The sequence below is a fragment of the Stenotrophomonas sp. S39 genome, assembly GCF_016624665.1.
Lineage (GTDB): Bacteria > Pseudomonadota > Gammaproteobacteria > Xanthomonadales > Xanthomonadaceae > Stenotrophomonas.
This window is the reverse complement of the sequence record NZ_JACVTT010000008.1, coordinates 1-14,757: the sequence shown is the minus strand read 5'-3', so window position 1 is coordinate 14,757 and position 14,757 is coordinate 1. Positions and strand designations below refer to the sequence as shown.

12 protein-coding genes are annotated in these 14,757 nt (G+C 69.7%); 8 read left to right on the top strand and 4 right to left on the bottom strand.

Annotation, left to right across the window (positions count from 1 at the left end; genetic code table 11):
* Nucleotides 1–115 precede the first annotated feature (115 nt).
* From IAE41_RS04175 to IAE41_RS04150, 6 genes are read left to right on the top strand one after another with little or no spacing between them, the layout of a single operon-like run.
* Nucleotides 116–805 (top strand): RDD family protein, encoded by a 690-nt coding sequence (locus tag IAE41_RS04175; protein ID WP_108747625.1) that lies wholly within the window; start codon nucleotides 116–118, stop codon nucleotides 803–805.
* On the top strand, nucleotides 802–1,794 hold the full coding sequence (locus IAE41_RS04170; RefSeq protein ID WP_200732199.1) for a stage II sporulation protein M: 993 nt from the start codon (nucleotides 802–804) through the stop codon (nucleotides 1,792–1,794). The genes IAE41_RS04175 and IAE41_RS04170 overlap by 4 nt, the downstream gene beginning before the upstream one ends.
* Nucleotides 1,784–3,325, top strand: coding sequence for a DUF4129 domain-containing protein (locus tag IAE41_RS04165; RefSeq protein WP_200732244.1), 1,542 nt, complete (start codon nucleotides 1,784–1,786; stop codon nucleotides 3,323–3,325). Before IAE41_RS04170 ends, IAE41_RS04165 begins: the two co-directional genes overlap by 11 nt.
* Nucleotides 3,322–4,512: a DUF4350 domain-containing protein gene (locus IAE41_RS04160; RefSeq protein WP_200732198.1), complete on the top strand. Its 1,191-nt coding sequence runs from the start codon at nucleotides 3,322–3,324 to the stop codon at nucleotides 4,510–4,512. Before IAE41_RS04165 ends, IAE41_RS04160 begins: the two co-directional genes overlap by 4 nt.
* Nucleotides 4,509–5,495: a MoxR family ATPase gene (locus tag IAE41_RS04155; protein WP_079224102.1), complete on the top strand. Its 987-nt coding sequence runs from the start codon at nucleotides 4,509–4,511 to the stop codon at nucleotides 5,493–5,495. The genes IAE41_RS04160 and IAE41_RS04155 overlap by 4 nt, the downstream gene beginning before the upstream one ends.
* Nucleotides 5,492–6,790 (top strand): DUF58 domain-containing protein, encoded by a 1,299-nt coding sequence (locus tag IAE41_RS04150; protein ID WP_200732197.1) that lies wholly within the window; start codon nucleotides 5,492–5,494, stop codon nucleotides 6,788–6,790. The genes IAE41_RS04155 and IAE41_RS04150 overlap by 4 nt, the downstream gene beginning before the upstream one ends.
* A gap of 88 nt (nucleotides 6,791–6,878) precedes the next feature.
* Here the strand turns inward: IAE41_RS04150 and IAE41_RS04145 are convergent, their stop codons facing one another.
* The 3 genes from IAE41_RS04145 to IAE41_RS04135 are packed head-to-tail and all read right to left on the bottom strand — an operon-like array spanning nucleotide 6,879 to nucleotide 9,293.
* A complete protein-coding gene (locus IAE41_RS04145; RefSeq protein ID WP_200732196.1) occupies nucleotides 6,879–7,538 on the bottom strand; it encodes a hypothetical protein in 660 nt (219 codons plus the stop codon).
* Nucleotides 7,538–8,716 (bottom strand): glutathionylspermidine synthase family protein, encoded by a 1,179-nt coding sequence (locus IAE41_RS04140; RefSeq protein ID WP_079224106.1) that lies wholly within the window; start codon nucleotides 8,714–8,716, stop codon nucleotides 7,538–7,540. Before IAE41_RS04140 ends, IAE41_RS04145 begins: the two co-directional genes overlap by 1 nt.
* A 7-nt stretch (nucleotides 8,717–8,723) precedes the next feature.
* Entirely contained in the window at nucleotides 8,724–9,293 is a 570-nt protein-coding gene (locus IAE41_RS04135; protein WP_079224108.1) for a DUF1190 domain-containing protein, read from the bottom strand.
* Between the two features lie 429 nt (nucleotides 9,294–9,722).
* Between IAE41_RS04135 and ilvD the strand changes: the two genes are divergently transcribed.
* Nucleotides 9,723–11,561 carry a dihydroxy-acid dehydratase gene (gene ilvD / locus IAE41_RS04130; RefSeq protein ID WP_200732195.1) on the top strand — a complete coding sequence of 613 codons (1,839 nt, stop codon included), beginning with the start codon at nucleotides 9,723–9,725 and terminating at the stop codon, nucleotides 11,559–11,561.
* A gap of 233 nt (nucleotides 11,562–11,794) precedes the next feature.
* On the top strand, nucleotides 11,795–12,406 hold the full coding sequence (locus tag IAE41_RS04125) for a hypothetical protein (protein ID WP_200732194.1): 612 nt from the start codon (nucleotides 11,795–11,797) through the stop codon (nucleotides 12,404–12,406).
* Between the two features lie 40 nt (nucleotides 12,407–12,446).
* Here IAE41_RS04125 and dinG read toward each other — a convergent pair whose 3' ends face one another.
* Complete coding sequence (gene dinG, locus IAE41_RS04120) at nucleotides 12,447–14,549, bottom strand: ATP-dependent DNA helicase DinG (protein WP_108759169.1); 2,103 nt, start codon at nucleotides 14,547–14,549, stop codon at nucleotides 12,447–12,449.
* Nucleotides 14,550–14,757 lie beyond the last annotated feature (208 nt).

The window sequence follows — 14,757 nt, the reverse complement described above, 5'->3', positions numbered from 1 at the left end:
GCCGGCCACGGCGCTCTGCTAAAGTCGGGGCCCGACCAGGAACCGTCGAGACCCCCATGCCTGTGGCAGCACGCCGGAGAGGACTCCAGCGCCCACATCCGCGGCCATCGCACTGATGGCCGCGCCCATGCTCGATACCTACCGCGAGGTGGTAACGCCGGAAGGCGTGCCGCTGCAGTTGCCCACCGCCGGGCCGATGCCGCGTGCGCTGGCCTGGCTGGTCGACCTGGGCATCCGCTTCGGCGCGCTGGTGGTGCTGTCCATTCCGCTGGCCCTGCTCGATGAATTCGGCCGCGGCATCTACATGGCCGCGATGTTCCTGCTGATGTGGGCCTACCCCATCGTCTGCGAGGCGCTGTGGGGCCGCACCCTGGGCAAGCGCGCGCTCGGCCTGCGCGTGCTGTCGCGCGATGGCGCACCGGTGGGCTGGATGGCCTCGATCACCCGCAACCTGCTGCGCACCGTGGACATGCTGCCGTTCGGTTATGCCCTGGGCCTGCTCAGCAGCCTGTTCGATCCTTACGGGCGCCGCCTCGGCGACCTGGTGGCCGGCACCGTGGTGGTGCACGAGCCGATGCGCTACCTGCAGCCGCCGGCCACCATCGACAGCGTGCTGGTACCGCCGCAGCCCCTGCGCCCGCAGGAACAGGCCGCCGTGATGGCCTTTGCCGAGCGCGCGCCGCGCCTGTCGCCGGGCCGCCAGCAGGAACTGGCGGGCATCGCCGAGCCGCTGACCGGCGCGTCCGGCCAGGTGGGCGTGCTGCGCCTGTATGCGATGGCCAACTGGCTGCTGGGCCGCCGATGAAGCAGGAACAGTTCGTCGCCCGCCACCAGCAGGAATGGCAGCAACTGGAGCAGTGGCTGCAGCAGCGCGCGGGCGCCTCGCGCCGCAAGCGGCGCAGGCCCGACGCCGGTGATCCCGGTGATGTTGCCTTCCCCCAGCGCTACCGGCGCCTGTGCCAGCAGCTGGCGCTGGCCCGCGAGCGCGGCTACAGCCCGCAGCTGGTGCAGCGCCTGCAGCAGTTGATGCAGCAGGGCCACAGCGTGCTGTACCGCACGCCGCCGGTGCGCTGGCGGCGGGCGCTGGAATTCCTGGTGGCTGACTTCCCGATGCTGGTGCGCAGCCAGGCACGCAGCATGTGGGTGGCGCTGGCGATGTTCGCGGTGCCGGCGCTGGCCTGCTTCGTGGTGGTGCAGCTGTACCCGGACAGCGTGCACCTGCTGATGGACAACAGCCAGATCGCCGAGATGGAACGCATGTACGACCCCGCGGCCGACCGCCTGGGGCGTGACAGCGGCACCGACTGGATGATGTTCGGCTACTACATCATGAACAACATCAGCATCGCCCTGCGCACCTTCGCCAGCGGCCTGCTGGCCGGGCTGGGCACGCTGCTGGTGCTGCTGTTCAACGGCGTCATCATGGGCGCGGTGGCGGGCCACCTGCAGCAGATCGGCCACGGCGATCCGTTCTGGCGCTTCGTGGTCGGCCATGCCGCCTTCGAGCTGACCGCCATCGTCATCGCTGGCGGCACCGGCCTGCAGCTGGGCATGAAACTGCTCGCGCCCGGCCGCCGCCGCCGCATCGACGCGCTGGTGGAAGGCGGCCGCATCGGTGCGCGCCTGTGCCTGGGCGTGGCCTTCATGCTGCTGCTGGCGGCCTTCGTGGAAGCATTCTGGTCGTCGATCGCACAGATCCCGGCGTGGGCCAAGTACAGCGTGGCCGGCGTGCTGTGGGCCGGCGTGCTGCTGTGGCTGTGGCGTGGCGGTCGCGGGGGTGAACGTGCGGATTGACCACTTGGACGTGGCCCTGCGCGCGCGCAGCAGCTGGGAAGCCATGGAACTGGGCACGGCCCTGACCCGCCGCCATGCGCGCGCGGTGTGGGGCAGCTGGCTGCTGGCCAGTGCGCCGCTGTTCGTGCTGTTCAACGCGCTGGCCTGGTGGCTGGACGGCTTCGCCTGGGCATCGCTGGCGATGTGGTGGTGCAAGCCGCTGTTCGAGCGCGCGCCGCTGTACGTGCTGTCGCGTGGCATCTTCGGCGAGCAGGTGGGCGCCCGCGCGGCACTGGCCGCGCAGCGGCACTGGGGCGGCACCGGGTTCTGGGGCTACCTGGGCTGGCGCCGTTTCAGCCTGCTGCGCAGCCTGTGCCTGCCGGTCAACCTGCTGGAGGGCAACGCCCCGGCGCAGCGCGGGCCGCGACGGCGCGCGGTGGCGGCCGGTGCTGCCGGTCCGGCCATCATCCTGGCGCTGGTCTGCGTGGCCTTCGAGATGGTGCTGGTGCTGGGCGCGATCGCTGCGGTCTTCATGTTCATCCCGCTGGAACTGCTGCCCGATTCGTGGCGCGCAGCCTGGGCGATGCTGAGCGTTGAAACCCCGCCGTGGGCGGATCTGCTGCTGAACCTGCTGGGCTGGCTCAGCGCCGCACTGATCGGCCCGTTCTACGTCGGCGCCGGCTTCGGCCTGTACCTCAACCGGCGCACGCAGATGGAAGCGTGGGACGTGGAGATCGCCCTGCGCCGGCTGCGCGAGCGGCTGCTGCCGGCGGCATCGACGCTGGCCCTGCTGCTGTGCCTGGCGCTGCCGCTGGCCCCGGCGCATGCGCAGGATGCCGCCAATGATCCTGCCAACACCGCCGCCGGCGTCTTCGGCGAGGAACCGGTCGACACGGCAGGCTTCCGTCAGGCGGTGAACCGTGCCTACGAGGATCCCCTGCAGCGCCCACTGCGCCAGGTGACCGAGTGGAAGCCCATCGAGGACGCCGAAAAGAAGAAAGACGCCAGTAAGAATAACAGCAAGGATGACGCCGCCAGCAGCGGAGCGGGCGAACGCAAGCGCACGCTGAAACTGCTGGCACGGGTGGCCGAATGGGGCCTGTGGGGCCTGCTTGGCCTGGTGGTGCTGGTGCTGCTGCTGACCGCGCGCCTGTGGTGGCCGTGGCTGCGCGGCGCCGGCCGGCGCAAGGCGAAGGACGCACCGCGCGTGCAGGAAGAAGCCGTGGACGTGCCGGTGGTGCTGCCGCCGGATGTAGCCACCCAGGCCGGCCTGCTGTGGGATCAGGGACGCCCGCGCCAGGCGCTGGCCCTGCTGTACCGCGCCAGCGTGCGCACCCTGGTCGAGCGCACCGGCAACGTCCTGCCCCCCGGCGCCACCGAAGCGCAGTGCCTGCGCGCCTCGCGGCGGATGCCGCAGCCGGCGGACCGCGACCTGTTCGCGCGCATCGTGCGCACGTGGCAGTACGCCGCGTATGGCGGCCGCCTGCCCACGCGCGATGAATTCGATGGACTGGCCGCGACCCTGCGCCAGCAGTTCGGGTGGAAGGCATGAGCCCGCGCGTTTTCTGGGCCCTGCTGCTCGGCCTGCTGGTGCTGCTGGGCGTGCCGTTGGCCATCCTGTTCCTGCGCACGCACGAGAAGGTGACCGAAACCGTGGTGCTGCCGCCACGCGGCGAAGCCAGCTACAACCCGCTATACGTGCTGGGCCAGGCGCTGCGCGCCGATGGCATCGAGGTGCAGTCGCGGCAACGCCTGCAGCTGGCAAAGATGCCCCTGGGCAACACCGACACCGTGGTGCTGCTGCAGGACACCCGCGAAATGCCGCCGGGCACCGCGCAGGCGCTGCTGGACTGGGTCGGGCGGGGCGGCCACCTGCTGCTGCGCACGCAGCCGCCGGACGTGGACAAGCCCAGCACCACCCAGGGCCCGCTGCTGGATCGCATCGGCGTGGAAAGCCTGTTCCATGGCAACGACTGCCAGCCCTTCCACGTGGTGGATGATCCCAGCCACGTGGAATTCTGCGGGGGCCGCCGCTTCAGCCTCGGCTTCCAGGCCAGCGCCGCGGCCGAGCGCCGCTGGGGCAATGAAGAAGGCCTCGCCTTCGCCCGCCTGCGCCATGGCCAGGGCCGCATCGATGTGCTGGCCGACATGGATTTCATGCTGGGCGCGGGCACCAATACGCTTCCGCGCAAGCGCGCGACGGCCAAGGACACGCCGCAGCGCGACGGCCTGCACGATCTGTCCCACCGCGACCTGACCCGCTACCTGCTGGACCCCAACTACGGGCGCGGCACGGTGTGGCTGGTCTACGGCAGCCGCCCGCCGACGCTGCTGGCGCGCATCGTGCTGCAGGGGTGGCCGGTGTGGATTCCGCTGCTGCTGGGCCTGCTGGGCTGGCTGTGGGCGCGCGCGCAGCGCCTGGGCAGCGTGCTGCCCTCGCCCGTGGTCGAGCGCCGTTCACTGCTGGAACACGTGCGTGCCAGCGGCGAGCTGCTGATGCGCTTCGGCCATGGCACGCAGCTGTACCACGCGGTGCAGGCGCTGTTCCTGCATCGCCTGCGCCTGCGCGCGCCGGTGGCGGCCGCGCTGGATGGCGCTGCCCGCGACCAGGCCATCGCCGAGGTACTGCAGTGGCCGGCCAGCCGCGTGGCCACCGCCCTCACCACTCCTTCGCCGCACGATTCCTCCGCCCTGCGCGAGCGCATCCGCTTGCTGCTCCAGATGAGATCCCTGCTATGACCGATGCCCCTGAGCTTCCGGCGGCCGCTGCCGCCCGCCTGATCGAACGCGTCGACGCCATCCGCGATGCCGTCGGCCGCGCCTTCATCGGCCAGGCCGACGTGCTCGACCAGATCATGGTGGCGCTGCTGGCCGGCGGCCACGTGCTCATCGAAGGCGTGCCCGGGCTGGGCAAGACCCTGCTGGTGCGTGCGCTGGCACAGGCCATGGAACTGGACTACGGGCGCGTGCAGTTCACCCCCGACCTGATGCCCAGCGATGTCAGCGGCCACGCGGTGTACGACCCCAAGAGCGAGAGCTTCAAGATCCGCCGCGGCCCGGTATTCACCAACCTGCTGCTGGCCGACGAGATCAACCGCGCCCCGGCCAAGACCCAGTCGGCGCTGCTGGAAGTGATGCAGGAAGGCCAGGTGACCATCGAAGGCAAGGCCTTCACCCTGGCGCCGCCGTTCATGGCCCTGGCCACGCAGAACCCGCTGGAACAGGAAGGCACCTACCCGCTGCCGGAAGCGCAGCTGGACCGCTTCCTGCTGAAGGTGCTGATCGACTACCCGCAGCTGGACGATGAGAAGCGCATGGTCACGGCCATCACGCTGGGCCGCGCCGCCAGCGATTTCGACCTCAGCCAGGTGCCGCGCGTGCTCGGCGCCGGCGAACTGCTGGCGCTGCAGCAGGCCACCGCCGCCATCACCGTCGATGACGAAGTGATCGACTACGCGGTGCGGATCGTGGCTGCCACCCGTTCCTGGCCGGGCATCGCCGTCGGCGCCGGCCCGCGCGGCAGCATCGCGCTGGTGCGTGCGTCGCGTGCGCAGGCGGTGCTGGCCGGCCGTGATTTCGTCACCCCCGACGACGTGCGCGACATCGCACGGCCGGCGCTGCGCCACCGCATCGCACTGGCGCCGGAACTGCAGATCGAAGGCCAGGGCCCGGACGACGTGCTGGGTGCCCTGCTGGCCAAGGTGGAAGCGCCGCGCCGATGAGGCCTGCGCCGCTGCTGCTGGTGCTGCTGGCCGCCTGGGCCGTGCTGGGCGGCCTGGTGCTGGGCGGGCTGCTGCCGCGCTGGAGCTGGGCCGTGGGCGGTGCCGTGGTGGCCGTGCTGGCGCTGGCCGACCTGTGGCGGCAGTGGCGGCGTGCTTCGCCACAGGTGCAGCGCCAGGTACCCGAAGCGCTGGCGCTGGGCGTGCGCCGCGAGATCGGCCTGCGCCTGTTCGCCGAGCAGCCGATGCGGGTGGACGTGTTTGATCGCGTGCCCGGCGGCTGGCCGCTGGAAGCGCTGCCGCAGCGCCTGCAGCTGCGCGCCGGCCACGCCAGCACCCTGCACTACCAGGTGCAGCCGCAGCAGCGCGGGCGCTTCCAGTTTGAGGGCGTGGACGTACGTATCCGCTCGCCGTGGCGGCTGTGGTGGCAGCAGCGCACGCTGCCGCCGGCGCTGGAAGTGCGGGTTTATCCCAACTTCGTGCCGCTTACCCGCTTCGCGTTGTTCAGTGCCGACCAGGCGTCGCGGCTGGTGGGCGCACACGTGAAGCGGCGGCGCGGCGAAGGCACCGATTTCCACCAGATGCGCGAGTACCGCATCGGTGACAGCCTGCGCCAGCTCGACTGGAAGGCGACCGCGCGCGCGCGCAAGCTGATCTCGCGCGAGTACCAGGACGAGAAGAACCAGCAGCTGCTGCTGATGCTCGACAGCGGCCGGCGCATGCTGGCCAGCGAAGGCGGTCTTTCGCACTTCGACCATGCCTTGAACGCATCGCTGGTGGTGGCCTACCTGGCGTTGCGCCAGGGCGATGCCGCCGGCCTGTTCGCGGTGGGCGGTGAACGCCGCTGGGTGGCGCCGCAGCGTGGCATGGGCACGGTGGAACACCTGCTGCGCGCCAGCTATGACCTGCAGCCGCAGGCCGTGGCCACCGATTACCTGGCCGCCGCCACCGAAGTCTCGCTGCGCCAGCGCCGGCGCGCGCTGGTGATGCTGGTCAGCAACGTGCGCGACGAAGACATCGAAGACCTGCTGGCCGCGGTGCGCCTGCTGCAGCGCCGCCACCTGGTGTGCGTGGCCAGCCTGCGCGAACGCGAACTGGACACCGCACTGGATGGCGAGGTGCACACGCTGGAAGACGCCGCCCAGGCCGGTGCTGCCGCGCTGTACCTGCAGCAGCGCGCGAAGGCGCATGAAGCCCTGCGCAGCGAGAAGGTGATGGTGCTGGACGTGACCGCCGACGCCCTGCCCGCCGCGCTGGTGGAACGGTATCTGGCAGTGAAGCGCGAAGGCCTGCTGTAACCGGTAGCGCCGGGCCGGAGCCGAGCATGGGCTCGGCTCTACAGACAGCTGGATTCCCGTAGAGCCGAGCCCATGCTCGGCTGCAGTGTCAGCGTTCGCCCAGCAACCGCCGCTGCAACCGCTCCACCGCGCGCTGCAGCAGCACCCGGTTGCGGGCCAGTTTCATCCACTGCGGCAGGCGCGAGAACATCGAGCGATGATGCCCGCTGCCTTCGCGCAGCGTGGCCGTGGCGTAGTCGTGCAGCGCCTGCAGGTGCTCGGCGTTGTAAGCCCACAGCAGACCGGCAGCGGTCTTCTCCACCAACCGCAGCGGCAGGCCGAAATCGGGGTCGATGGCTTCGTTGCCACGCCACCGCGACAGGGTCACGTCCACCTCACTGCTGCGGCCGCACTGGCTGCAATCCGCCGCCAGCGTCCGCAGCGGCGCCGTCGCGCGTGCACGGTGCGCTTCAGCGCTTACCCACTTGTGGCCGCAGTAGCCACACGGCCGGTAGCCGCTGTAGCGCACCGGCCCCACCCAGGCACTGGGCCTGCAGCGACCGCAGCCGCAACCGCCATCCAGTGCTTCGCTGCACCCCAGGCAACGGAAGCGCCGCGAGTCGGTGGGGCCGATCACCCAGCCAGGCGTATCACAACGATGGCAGCGCACCGCCACCCGGTCGGCATAGCGCCACAGGGCATGGCCATCATCCCGATGGCGACCCGGCGGCGCGGCAAGCCGCGGGGTGCGGTCGCGCCGCACCGCCATCAGACGTAGATCCGCGTCGGCGCTTCGTCCACGATCGCGTGCGGCACGAAGCGCGCACTGTCGCGGGTGATCGCGCTGTCGTCCTCGCGGATGCCGATGCCGCAGGCGTGGTCACCAATCACCCAGCTGCCGACCAGCGGATAACCGCCTTCGAAGCGGGTCAGCGGGTGCGCGCGCTGGATGATCGCCGGGCCTTCGTACGGGCCGTCGCTGCGCTGCGTGCTGCCATCGGCCAGGTGCATCTCGATGTTGGCGCCTTCGCGCGAGAACAGCGGCTTGCGCACCCAGCCCGAGGCCAGCGCGCTGCCATCATCGAAGTGCGCTTCCAGCAGGTTCGGGTGGCCCACGTTGCGCTGCCACAGCAGCGGCAGGATGCCCTTGTTGCTCAGCACCGCCTTCCACGCCGGTTCCAGCAGCTGGATGCCCGAGCCGGGCAGCGCGCGGCCGAATTCCTCGGCCATCAGGTCTTCCAGCGGGTACAGCTTGAACAGCGTGCCGATCACCGTGTCGTCCAGCGCGGTGAAGCGGCCATCCTCGGACAGGCCGATATCCTCGATGGCGATCGCCTCGCCCTGCAGGCCGGCCTGGGCCGCGCAGTCACGCAGGTAATCGACCGTGCCACGGTCCTCGTCCGAACTGCCCACGGCGCTGAAATACAGCGGCGGCGGCAGGCGCACGGCCAGTTCGCCGAAGCGCTCGACCAGGGCCTCGTGCATGCCGTTGAACTGGTCGGCGTGCTGCGGCAGGCGGCCGGCATTGCGCTGGTCCTCCAGCCACTGCCACTGGAAGAAGCTGGCCTCGAACAGCGAGGTCGGCGTGTCGTAGTTCAGTTCGTACAGCTTGGCCGGGCCGGTGCCGTCATAAGCCAGGTCCAGGCGCCCGTACAGGTGCGGCTGGCGCTGGCGCCAGCTTTCGGCGATCCAGTCGCGGTACTGCGCGGGGATCGCCAGCTGGTCCATCAGGCGCTCGCTGGCGATGACATCGCCCACCAGGTCCAGCGCCATCTGGTGCAGCTCGGCGCTGGGGTCTTCGATGTCCACCTCGATCTGGCGCAGGGTGAAGGCGTAATACGCGCTTTCATCCCAGTACGGCTGGCCATCGATGGTATGGAAGCGGAAACCGGCTTCCTCCGCGCGCGCCCGCCACTGGGCGCGCTCGGCAATGCGAATTCGCTGCATGGGTCGATCAGCCGCCGAAGCTGCCGCCGCTGCGGCGGGCGCTGGTGCTGCCGAAGCCACTGCGGCTGGCGGTGACGGCGCGGTTCGGCTCGCTGCTGACCGGGGCCAGGCCGGCCTTGCCCGCGCCGATGCCGCTGGCGGTGTTCATGCCACCGGTGCCGCCCGGGGCCGGACGCGCCCAGCCGGCGTTCTTGTCCTGGTAGGCCGGGGCCGACGCCGGCGCCTGCGGGGCCAGGCCACCGCGGTTGCTCAGCATCTGCGACATGAAGAAGCCCATCATCATCGGGCCGATGAACGAGGTACCGGCCGAGGTGTGCTGCTGCACGCACTGCTCAGGCTTGTAGTCCTGCTCACAGGCTTCCTTGCTGGCGTACTTCGGCGCCGCATCGGCGGCCTTCTGCTGCGCCTCGGCAAAGGCGTTGCGGCACGAGGACGGATCACCCGTCGCCTCGGTGCAGGCCTGCACCGAGGTGTACAGGCCTTCCTGCACCTGCACCTGCTCTTCCTTCTGGCAGGCGGTGAACAGCAGGGGTGCAGCGCTCATCAACAGCAGCGCGGTGGTGCGGGAACGCTTCATGGCGTCATGCCTCGGAATCGGATCAATTCCCCCAATGATGCCAAATCCGGGCCAACAACCGGAATCGGCAAAGTGGGAAAGATGAACGGAATTTCATTTTCGTTGGCCACCGGGGCAGAGCCCATCGCGCCGCGATGGGATCCGACCCCGTCAGGTCGCGGCCAACTGTCGGAGGCGGGGTGGGTCCGGTGGCAGAGGTGTGAGCCGCATGGATGCGGCGACCAAGCCTCCATGGACGGGTTCACGGCGTCCCCTGCCACCGGACCCACCCCGGCGTCCCACGGATAGCCAGCTTTTGACGTTGACGTTGGTTCGGCAGGTGCAGGGCGCAGCCCTGCCGGGCCACCTTCGGTGGTTGCAGCAGCAACCGAAAAAATTGTCCATGATCGAGCGACCCCCACGTTGTACGGCCCGCCCGTTCCGCCAGCCATGCCTGAATACCGCTCCCGCACCTCCACCGCCGGCCGCAACATGGCCGGCGCCCGCGCCCTGTGGCGCGCCACCGGCATGAAGGATGGCGACTTCCACAAGCCGATCATCGCCATCGCCAACTCCTTCACCCAGTTCGTGCCCGGCCACGTGCACCTGAAGGACCTCGGCCAGCTGGTCGCGCGCGAGATCGAGAAGGTCGGCGGCGTCGCCAAGGAATTCAACACGATCGCCGTGGACGACGGCATCGCCATGGGCCACGACGGCATGCTGTACTCGCTGCCCAGCCGCGAGATCATCGCCGACTCGGTCGAGTACATGGTCAATGCGCACTGCGCCGATGCGCTGGTGTGCATTTCCAATTGCGACAAGATCACCCCCGGCATGCTGATGGCCGCGCTGCGCCTCAACATCCCGGTGGTGTTCGTCTCCGGCGGCCCGATGGAAGCCGGCAAGACCAAGCTGTCCGAGCACAAGCTGGACCTGGTCGATGCGATGGTCATCGCCGCCGACGAAAGCGCCAGCGATGAAAAGGTGGCTGAGTTCGAACGCAGCGCCTGCCCCACCTGCGGTTCGTGCTCGGGCATGTTCACCGCCAACTCGATGAACTGCCTGACCGAAGCGCTGGGCCTGTCGCTGCCCGGCAACGGCTCGACCCTGGCCACCCACGCCGACCGCGAGCAGCTGTTCCTGCGCGCCGGCCGCCTGATCGTCGAACTGTGCCATCGCTGGTACGGCGGCGAGGAAGCAAGCGCGCTGCCGCGTGGCATCGCCACCCAGGCCGCGTTCGCCAACGCGATGACCCTGGACATCGCCATGGGCGGGTCCACCAACACCATCCTGCACCTGCTGGCCGCAGCGCAGGAAGCCGAAGTGGACTTCGACCTGACCCACATCGATGCGCTGTCGCGGCGCGTGCCGCAGCTGTGCAAGGTGGCGCCGAACACGCCCAAGTACCACATGGAAGACGTGCACCGCGCGGGCGGCGTGTACGGCATCCTCGGCGAACTGGCGCGCGGCGGCCTGCTGGATACCAGCGTGCCCACCGTACACAGCCGCACCCTGGCCGACGCCATCGAGCGCTGGGACGTGGCGGTCAGCAGCGAACCGACCGTGCACGACTTCTTCCGGGCCGGCCCGGCCGGCATTCCCACCCAGGTGGCCTTCAGCCAGGCCACGCGTTGGCCCACGCTGGACGTGGACCGCGCCGAAGGCTGCATCCGCAGCGTCGAACACGCCTACTCCGCCGAAGGCGGCCTGGCCGTGCTGCGCGGCAACCTGGCCGTCGATGGCTGCGTGGTGAAGACCGCCGGCGTGGACGAATCCATCCACGTGTTCGAAGGCCGCGCGCGCGTGTTCGAGAGCCAGGACGCGGCCGTGGCCGGCATCCTCGCCGACAAAGTGCAGCCCGGCGACGTGGTGGTCATCCGCTACGAAGGCCCGAAGGGTGGCCCGGGCATGCAGGAAATGCTCTACCCCACCAGCTATCTGAAATCGAAGGGGCTGGGCAAGCAGTGCGCGCTGCTGACCGACGGTCGTTTCTCCGGCGGCACCTCGGGCCTGTCGATCGGCCACGTCTCGCCGGAAGCCGCCAGCGGCGGCACGATCGGCCTGGTGGAAGACGGCGACCGCATCCGCATCGACATCCCCGCACGCCGCATCGACCTGCTGCTGGACGAGGCCACCCTGGCCCAGCGCCGCGCCGAGGCCGACGCACGTGGCTGGAAGCCGCGTGAAGCACGCCCGCGCAAGGTCACCAGTGCGCTGAAGGCTTACGCGCTGCTGGCCACCAGCGCCGACAAGGGCGCGGTGCGCAATACGGCTCTCTTGGGCGATTGAATGGCCGTGGGGTCGGATCCCTTTCGCAGAAAGGGCTCCGACCCCAGCACGGCACAGCACAGCACAGCACAGCACAGCACATCATCCAGTCTGCTTGAGCCGAATCGCGATGATGGTCCAGCCGTGTGCAGTCGCACCACGGTCGTCCGATCTGCGAGGTTGCCGGCCAGCGGCCGGCACTACCCGTGCCAGTTTGGTACGGTGTCCGGGTACTCACTGACACGGAGGTTGTGATGACGTTGCTTTCGCTTGCCCTGGCCGCTGCACTGGGCACCGCAGCCGAACCGCCGAAGGCGCCAGACTGCAGCTACGACCGCGATGCGCTGCTGGCGATGGAACCGGATGCGTTCGATCAGGACCTGGAAGGCGGCTGGCGCCCGCTGGCCGAGCGTGATTGCCAGCGCGAGGCGGCCGACCTGCTTGCCGCTTACAGCGCTCTGCCCAAGGCGGCGGGCAACACCACCATCCTCTGGCATGAGGGGCAGCTGCGCGCCGAGCTCGGGCAGACGGCCCAGGCGATTGCGCTGATGCAACGTACCTACAAGCCGAAGGACAAGGATCCCGGTTACTGGAATGCCTACGTGGACGGCACGGTTGCCTTCCTGCAGCACGACCGTGCGGCACTGGAGAAGTCCCGCGCGGTGCTGGTCGCGATTCCCACACCGGAGGAATTCGCGGGGGCGTTGAAGAATGGGCGCTACCACTTCACGACCGCAGGCGGGCAGAAGGTGGATGTGGCCTGGCCACCGAACCTGGACGTGCTCGATGGCTTCCTGCGCTGCTTTGATCGCGATTACCACAACGCCTATGGCAACCAGGCCTGCCGGAAACCGGAAGGCGGTTGAGGCGCTCCGCCGGGCATGGCCCGGCGCTACCTTCTGATCGTCAGCCGATCACGCGCTTGAACGGTGGCAGCGCGTCGATGATGCGCTTGCCATAACGGCGGGTCAGCAGCCGCGAGTCGAGGATGACCACGCGGCCGGTGTCGGTGGATGTGCGGATCAGGCGGCCGGCGAACTGGGTGAGCGTGCGCAGCGCGTGCGGGATGGCGATCAGATTGAAGGCGTTCATGCCGCGCGCTTCCACCCATTCGCTCAGCGTGGCGGTCTGCGGGTCGGTCGGTACCGCGAACGGCACCTGGGTGATGACCACCGTGGTGCAGGCTTCGCCGGGCAGGTCCAGGCCTTCGCCGAAGGAGTTCAGGCCGAACAGCACCGAGCCCTCGCCCGCGGCGACGCGGCGCAGGTGTTCGTCGATCAGCCGGGTCTTGGACATGTCGCCCTGCACCAGCACCTGCTTGCGGCGTGCGGCCGACATCAGGCCGGCCACCTTCTCCATCTTCCAGCGCGAGGTGAACAGCACCATCGAGCCCTTGGCCCAGTCCAGTTCCTGGTCCAGATAGCGCGCAACTTCGCGCGGATGGCCTTCGCGGTCATCAGGCGTGACCGGGAACTTGGGCACGATCAGCTCGGCCTGGTTGGGCAGATCGAAGGGTGATGCCAGCGAAACCATTTCCGCTTCCGGCGGAATGCCGTTGTCGATGGCCAGCGACTGGAAGTCACCGCCGCCGGTCAGCGTGGCCGACGTCATCACCACCGAATCCACTTCATCCCACAGCAGCTTGCGCAGCACGTGCGCGGCCGACACCGGCGAGCCGTGCAGCACCAGGTCGCCGTCGCGGGTGGCAGTGACCCAGCGCGCGGTGGGTGGCGCACCCTCCTTGTCCTCGCGGCGCCAGGCCTGCCACAGGTTGTACTGCTGCTCGATCATTTCCAGCGCCATGCCGAGGTTGCGCTGCAGGCGCTCGCGCGCGGCGTCATCCGGCTTGCCCTTGGCCACCTGTGCCGTGGCAGCGGTGGCCCAGTTGTAGAGGCTGCGGGTATCGTCGGCCAGCGCTTCGATCGGCTCGCGCCAGGCCTCGGGCAGGCGCCCGTTGGCGGCGCGCCACATCGGGTCCTCGTCGGCCGGCGCCGGCATCCACACTGCTTCCACGTGGTCGCGGAACGCACGCAGCTGCTTGGCCACGTTGCTGGCCACGTCGATGGCTTCGTTCGGCAGCAGGTTGCCCAGGCGATCCTTGTCGACCGCGCGGTAGGCGCCGGCAATCAGGATCTGCAGGCGGCCGGTGCGCTTGGCCATCTCGTCCAGGGCCAGGCTGGCCGCGCCCTGGTCGATGGCCACGTTGCCGATGTGGTGGCCTTCGTCCAGCACCAGCAGCATGTCCGACGGCGCGGCGATCATCGGCTGGCCGTTGTCGCTGTCACCAATGGACAGCGCCGACAGCAGCAGCGCGTGGTTGGTCACCACGATCTGCGCGTCGCGCACGGTGTTGCGTGAGCGCAGCACCGCGCACTGCGCCGAATACGCGCAGCGGCGCCCGGCACAGGCCGAGGCGGGCGTGGTGATGCGGCTGCGCAGGCCGGGGCTGATGGTTTCCGGCGCGTTGTCGATGTCGCCATCCCACGTGCCGCTGGTGAAGGCATCGGACAGGCGCTTGGCGATGTCCATTTCGATGGGCGCCAGCGGCCGGTCGTACAGCGGCGCTTCGTCCTCGAACATGCCGCCCTGCGCACCCTCGCCCTGCGCTTCGGCGGCGTTGCGCGTGCACAGGTAGCGGGTGCGGCCCTTGGCCAGCGCCACGGTCGCTTCCAGGCCGGTGGCCTTGAGGAAATTGGGAATGTCGCGCTCGACCAGCTGCGACTGCAGGGCCACGGTACCGGTGCTGATGACCAGCTTCTTCTTGCTGGCCAGGGCGATCGGCACGCCCGCGGTCAGGTAGCCCAGGCTCTTGCCGACGCCGGTGGGCGCTTCGACCACGCCGACGCCACCGCTGGTGGACAGCGCACGCGACACCACGCCGATCATCTGGCTCTGCGAGCGGCGGGTGGAAAAGCCGGGGGTGTTGGCCTGCAGCGTCGTGTACGCCTTGCGGATCGCGTCCTTCAAGGCGTCATCGAGCTTGCGCGGGGCGGCGACAGTTTCGGTCACGCCGGGAACTACCGTGGCTGGATCAGGCCGGCCATTGTCGCATGGCCGGCCACCGGGACCGAGGCGCGTGCGCTGAACAGGGTCAGCGGCGTCGGGGGTTGGCGGTCATGGGCTGGATGGCCGGATGGGGCCGGGGCAGAAGCGGCGCTCGCCGGGCATGGCCCGGCGCGACCGGGGCATGACCCTGCGGGTGGGTGCCCACCGTTGG

What these genes read in the sequence shown, in the direction of transcription:
- IAE41_RS04175 (WP_108747625.1), top strand. Translation starts at nt 116, where the DNA reads ATGGCCGCGCCCATGCTCGATACCTACCGCGAGGTGGTAACGCCGGAA.
- IAE41_RS04170 (WP_200732199.1), top strand. Translation starts at nt 802, where the DNA reads ATGAAGCAGGAACAGTTCGTCGCCCGCCACCAGCAGGAATGGCAGCAA.
- IAE41_RS04160 (WP_200732198.1), top strand. Translation starts at nt 3,322, where the DNA reads ATGAGCCCGCGCGTTTTCTGGGCCCTGCTGCTCGGCCTGCTGGTGCTG.
- IAE41_RS04155 (WP_079224102.1), top strand. Translation starts at nt 4,509, where the DNA reads ATGACCGATGCCCCTGAGCTTCCGGCGGCCGCTGCCGCCCGCCTGATC.
- IAE41_RS04150 (WP_200732197.1), top strand. Translation starts at nt 5,492, where the DNA reads ATGAGGCCTGCGCCGCTGCTGCTGGTGCTGCTGGCCGCCTGGGCCGTG.
- IAE41_RS04145 (WP_200732196.1), bottom strand. Translation starts at nt 7,538, where the DNA reads ATGGCGGTGCGGCGCGACCGCACCCCGCGGCTTGCCGCGCCGCCGGGT.
- IAE41_RS04140 (WP_079224106.1), bottom strand. Translation starts at nt 8,716, where the DNA reads ATGCAGCGAATTCGCATTGCCGAGCGCGCCCAGTGGCGGGCGCGCGCG.
- IAE41_RS04135 (WP_079224108.1), bottom strand. Translation starts at nt 9,293, where the DNA reads ATGAAGCGTTCCCGCACCACCGCGCTGCTGTTGATGAGCGCTGCACCC.
- ilvD (WP_200732195.1), top strand. Translation starts at nt 9,723, where the DNA reads ATGCCTGAATACCGCTCCCGCACCTCCACCGCCGGCCGCAACATGGCC.
- IAE41_RS04125 (WP_200732194.1), top strand. Translation starts at nt 11,795, where the DNA reads ATGACGTTGCTTTCGCTTGCCCTGGCCGCTGCACTGGGCACCGCAGCC.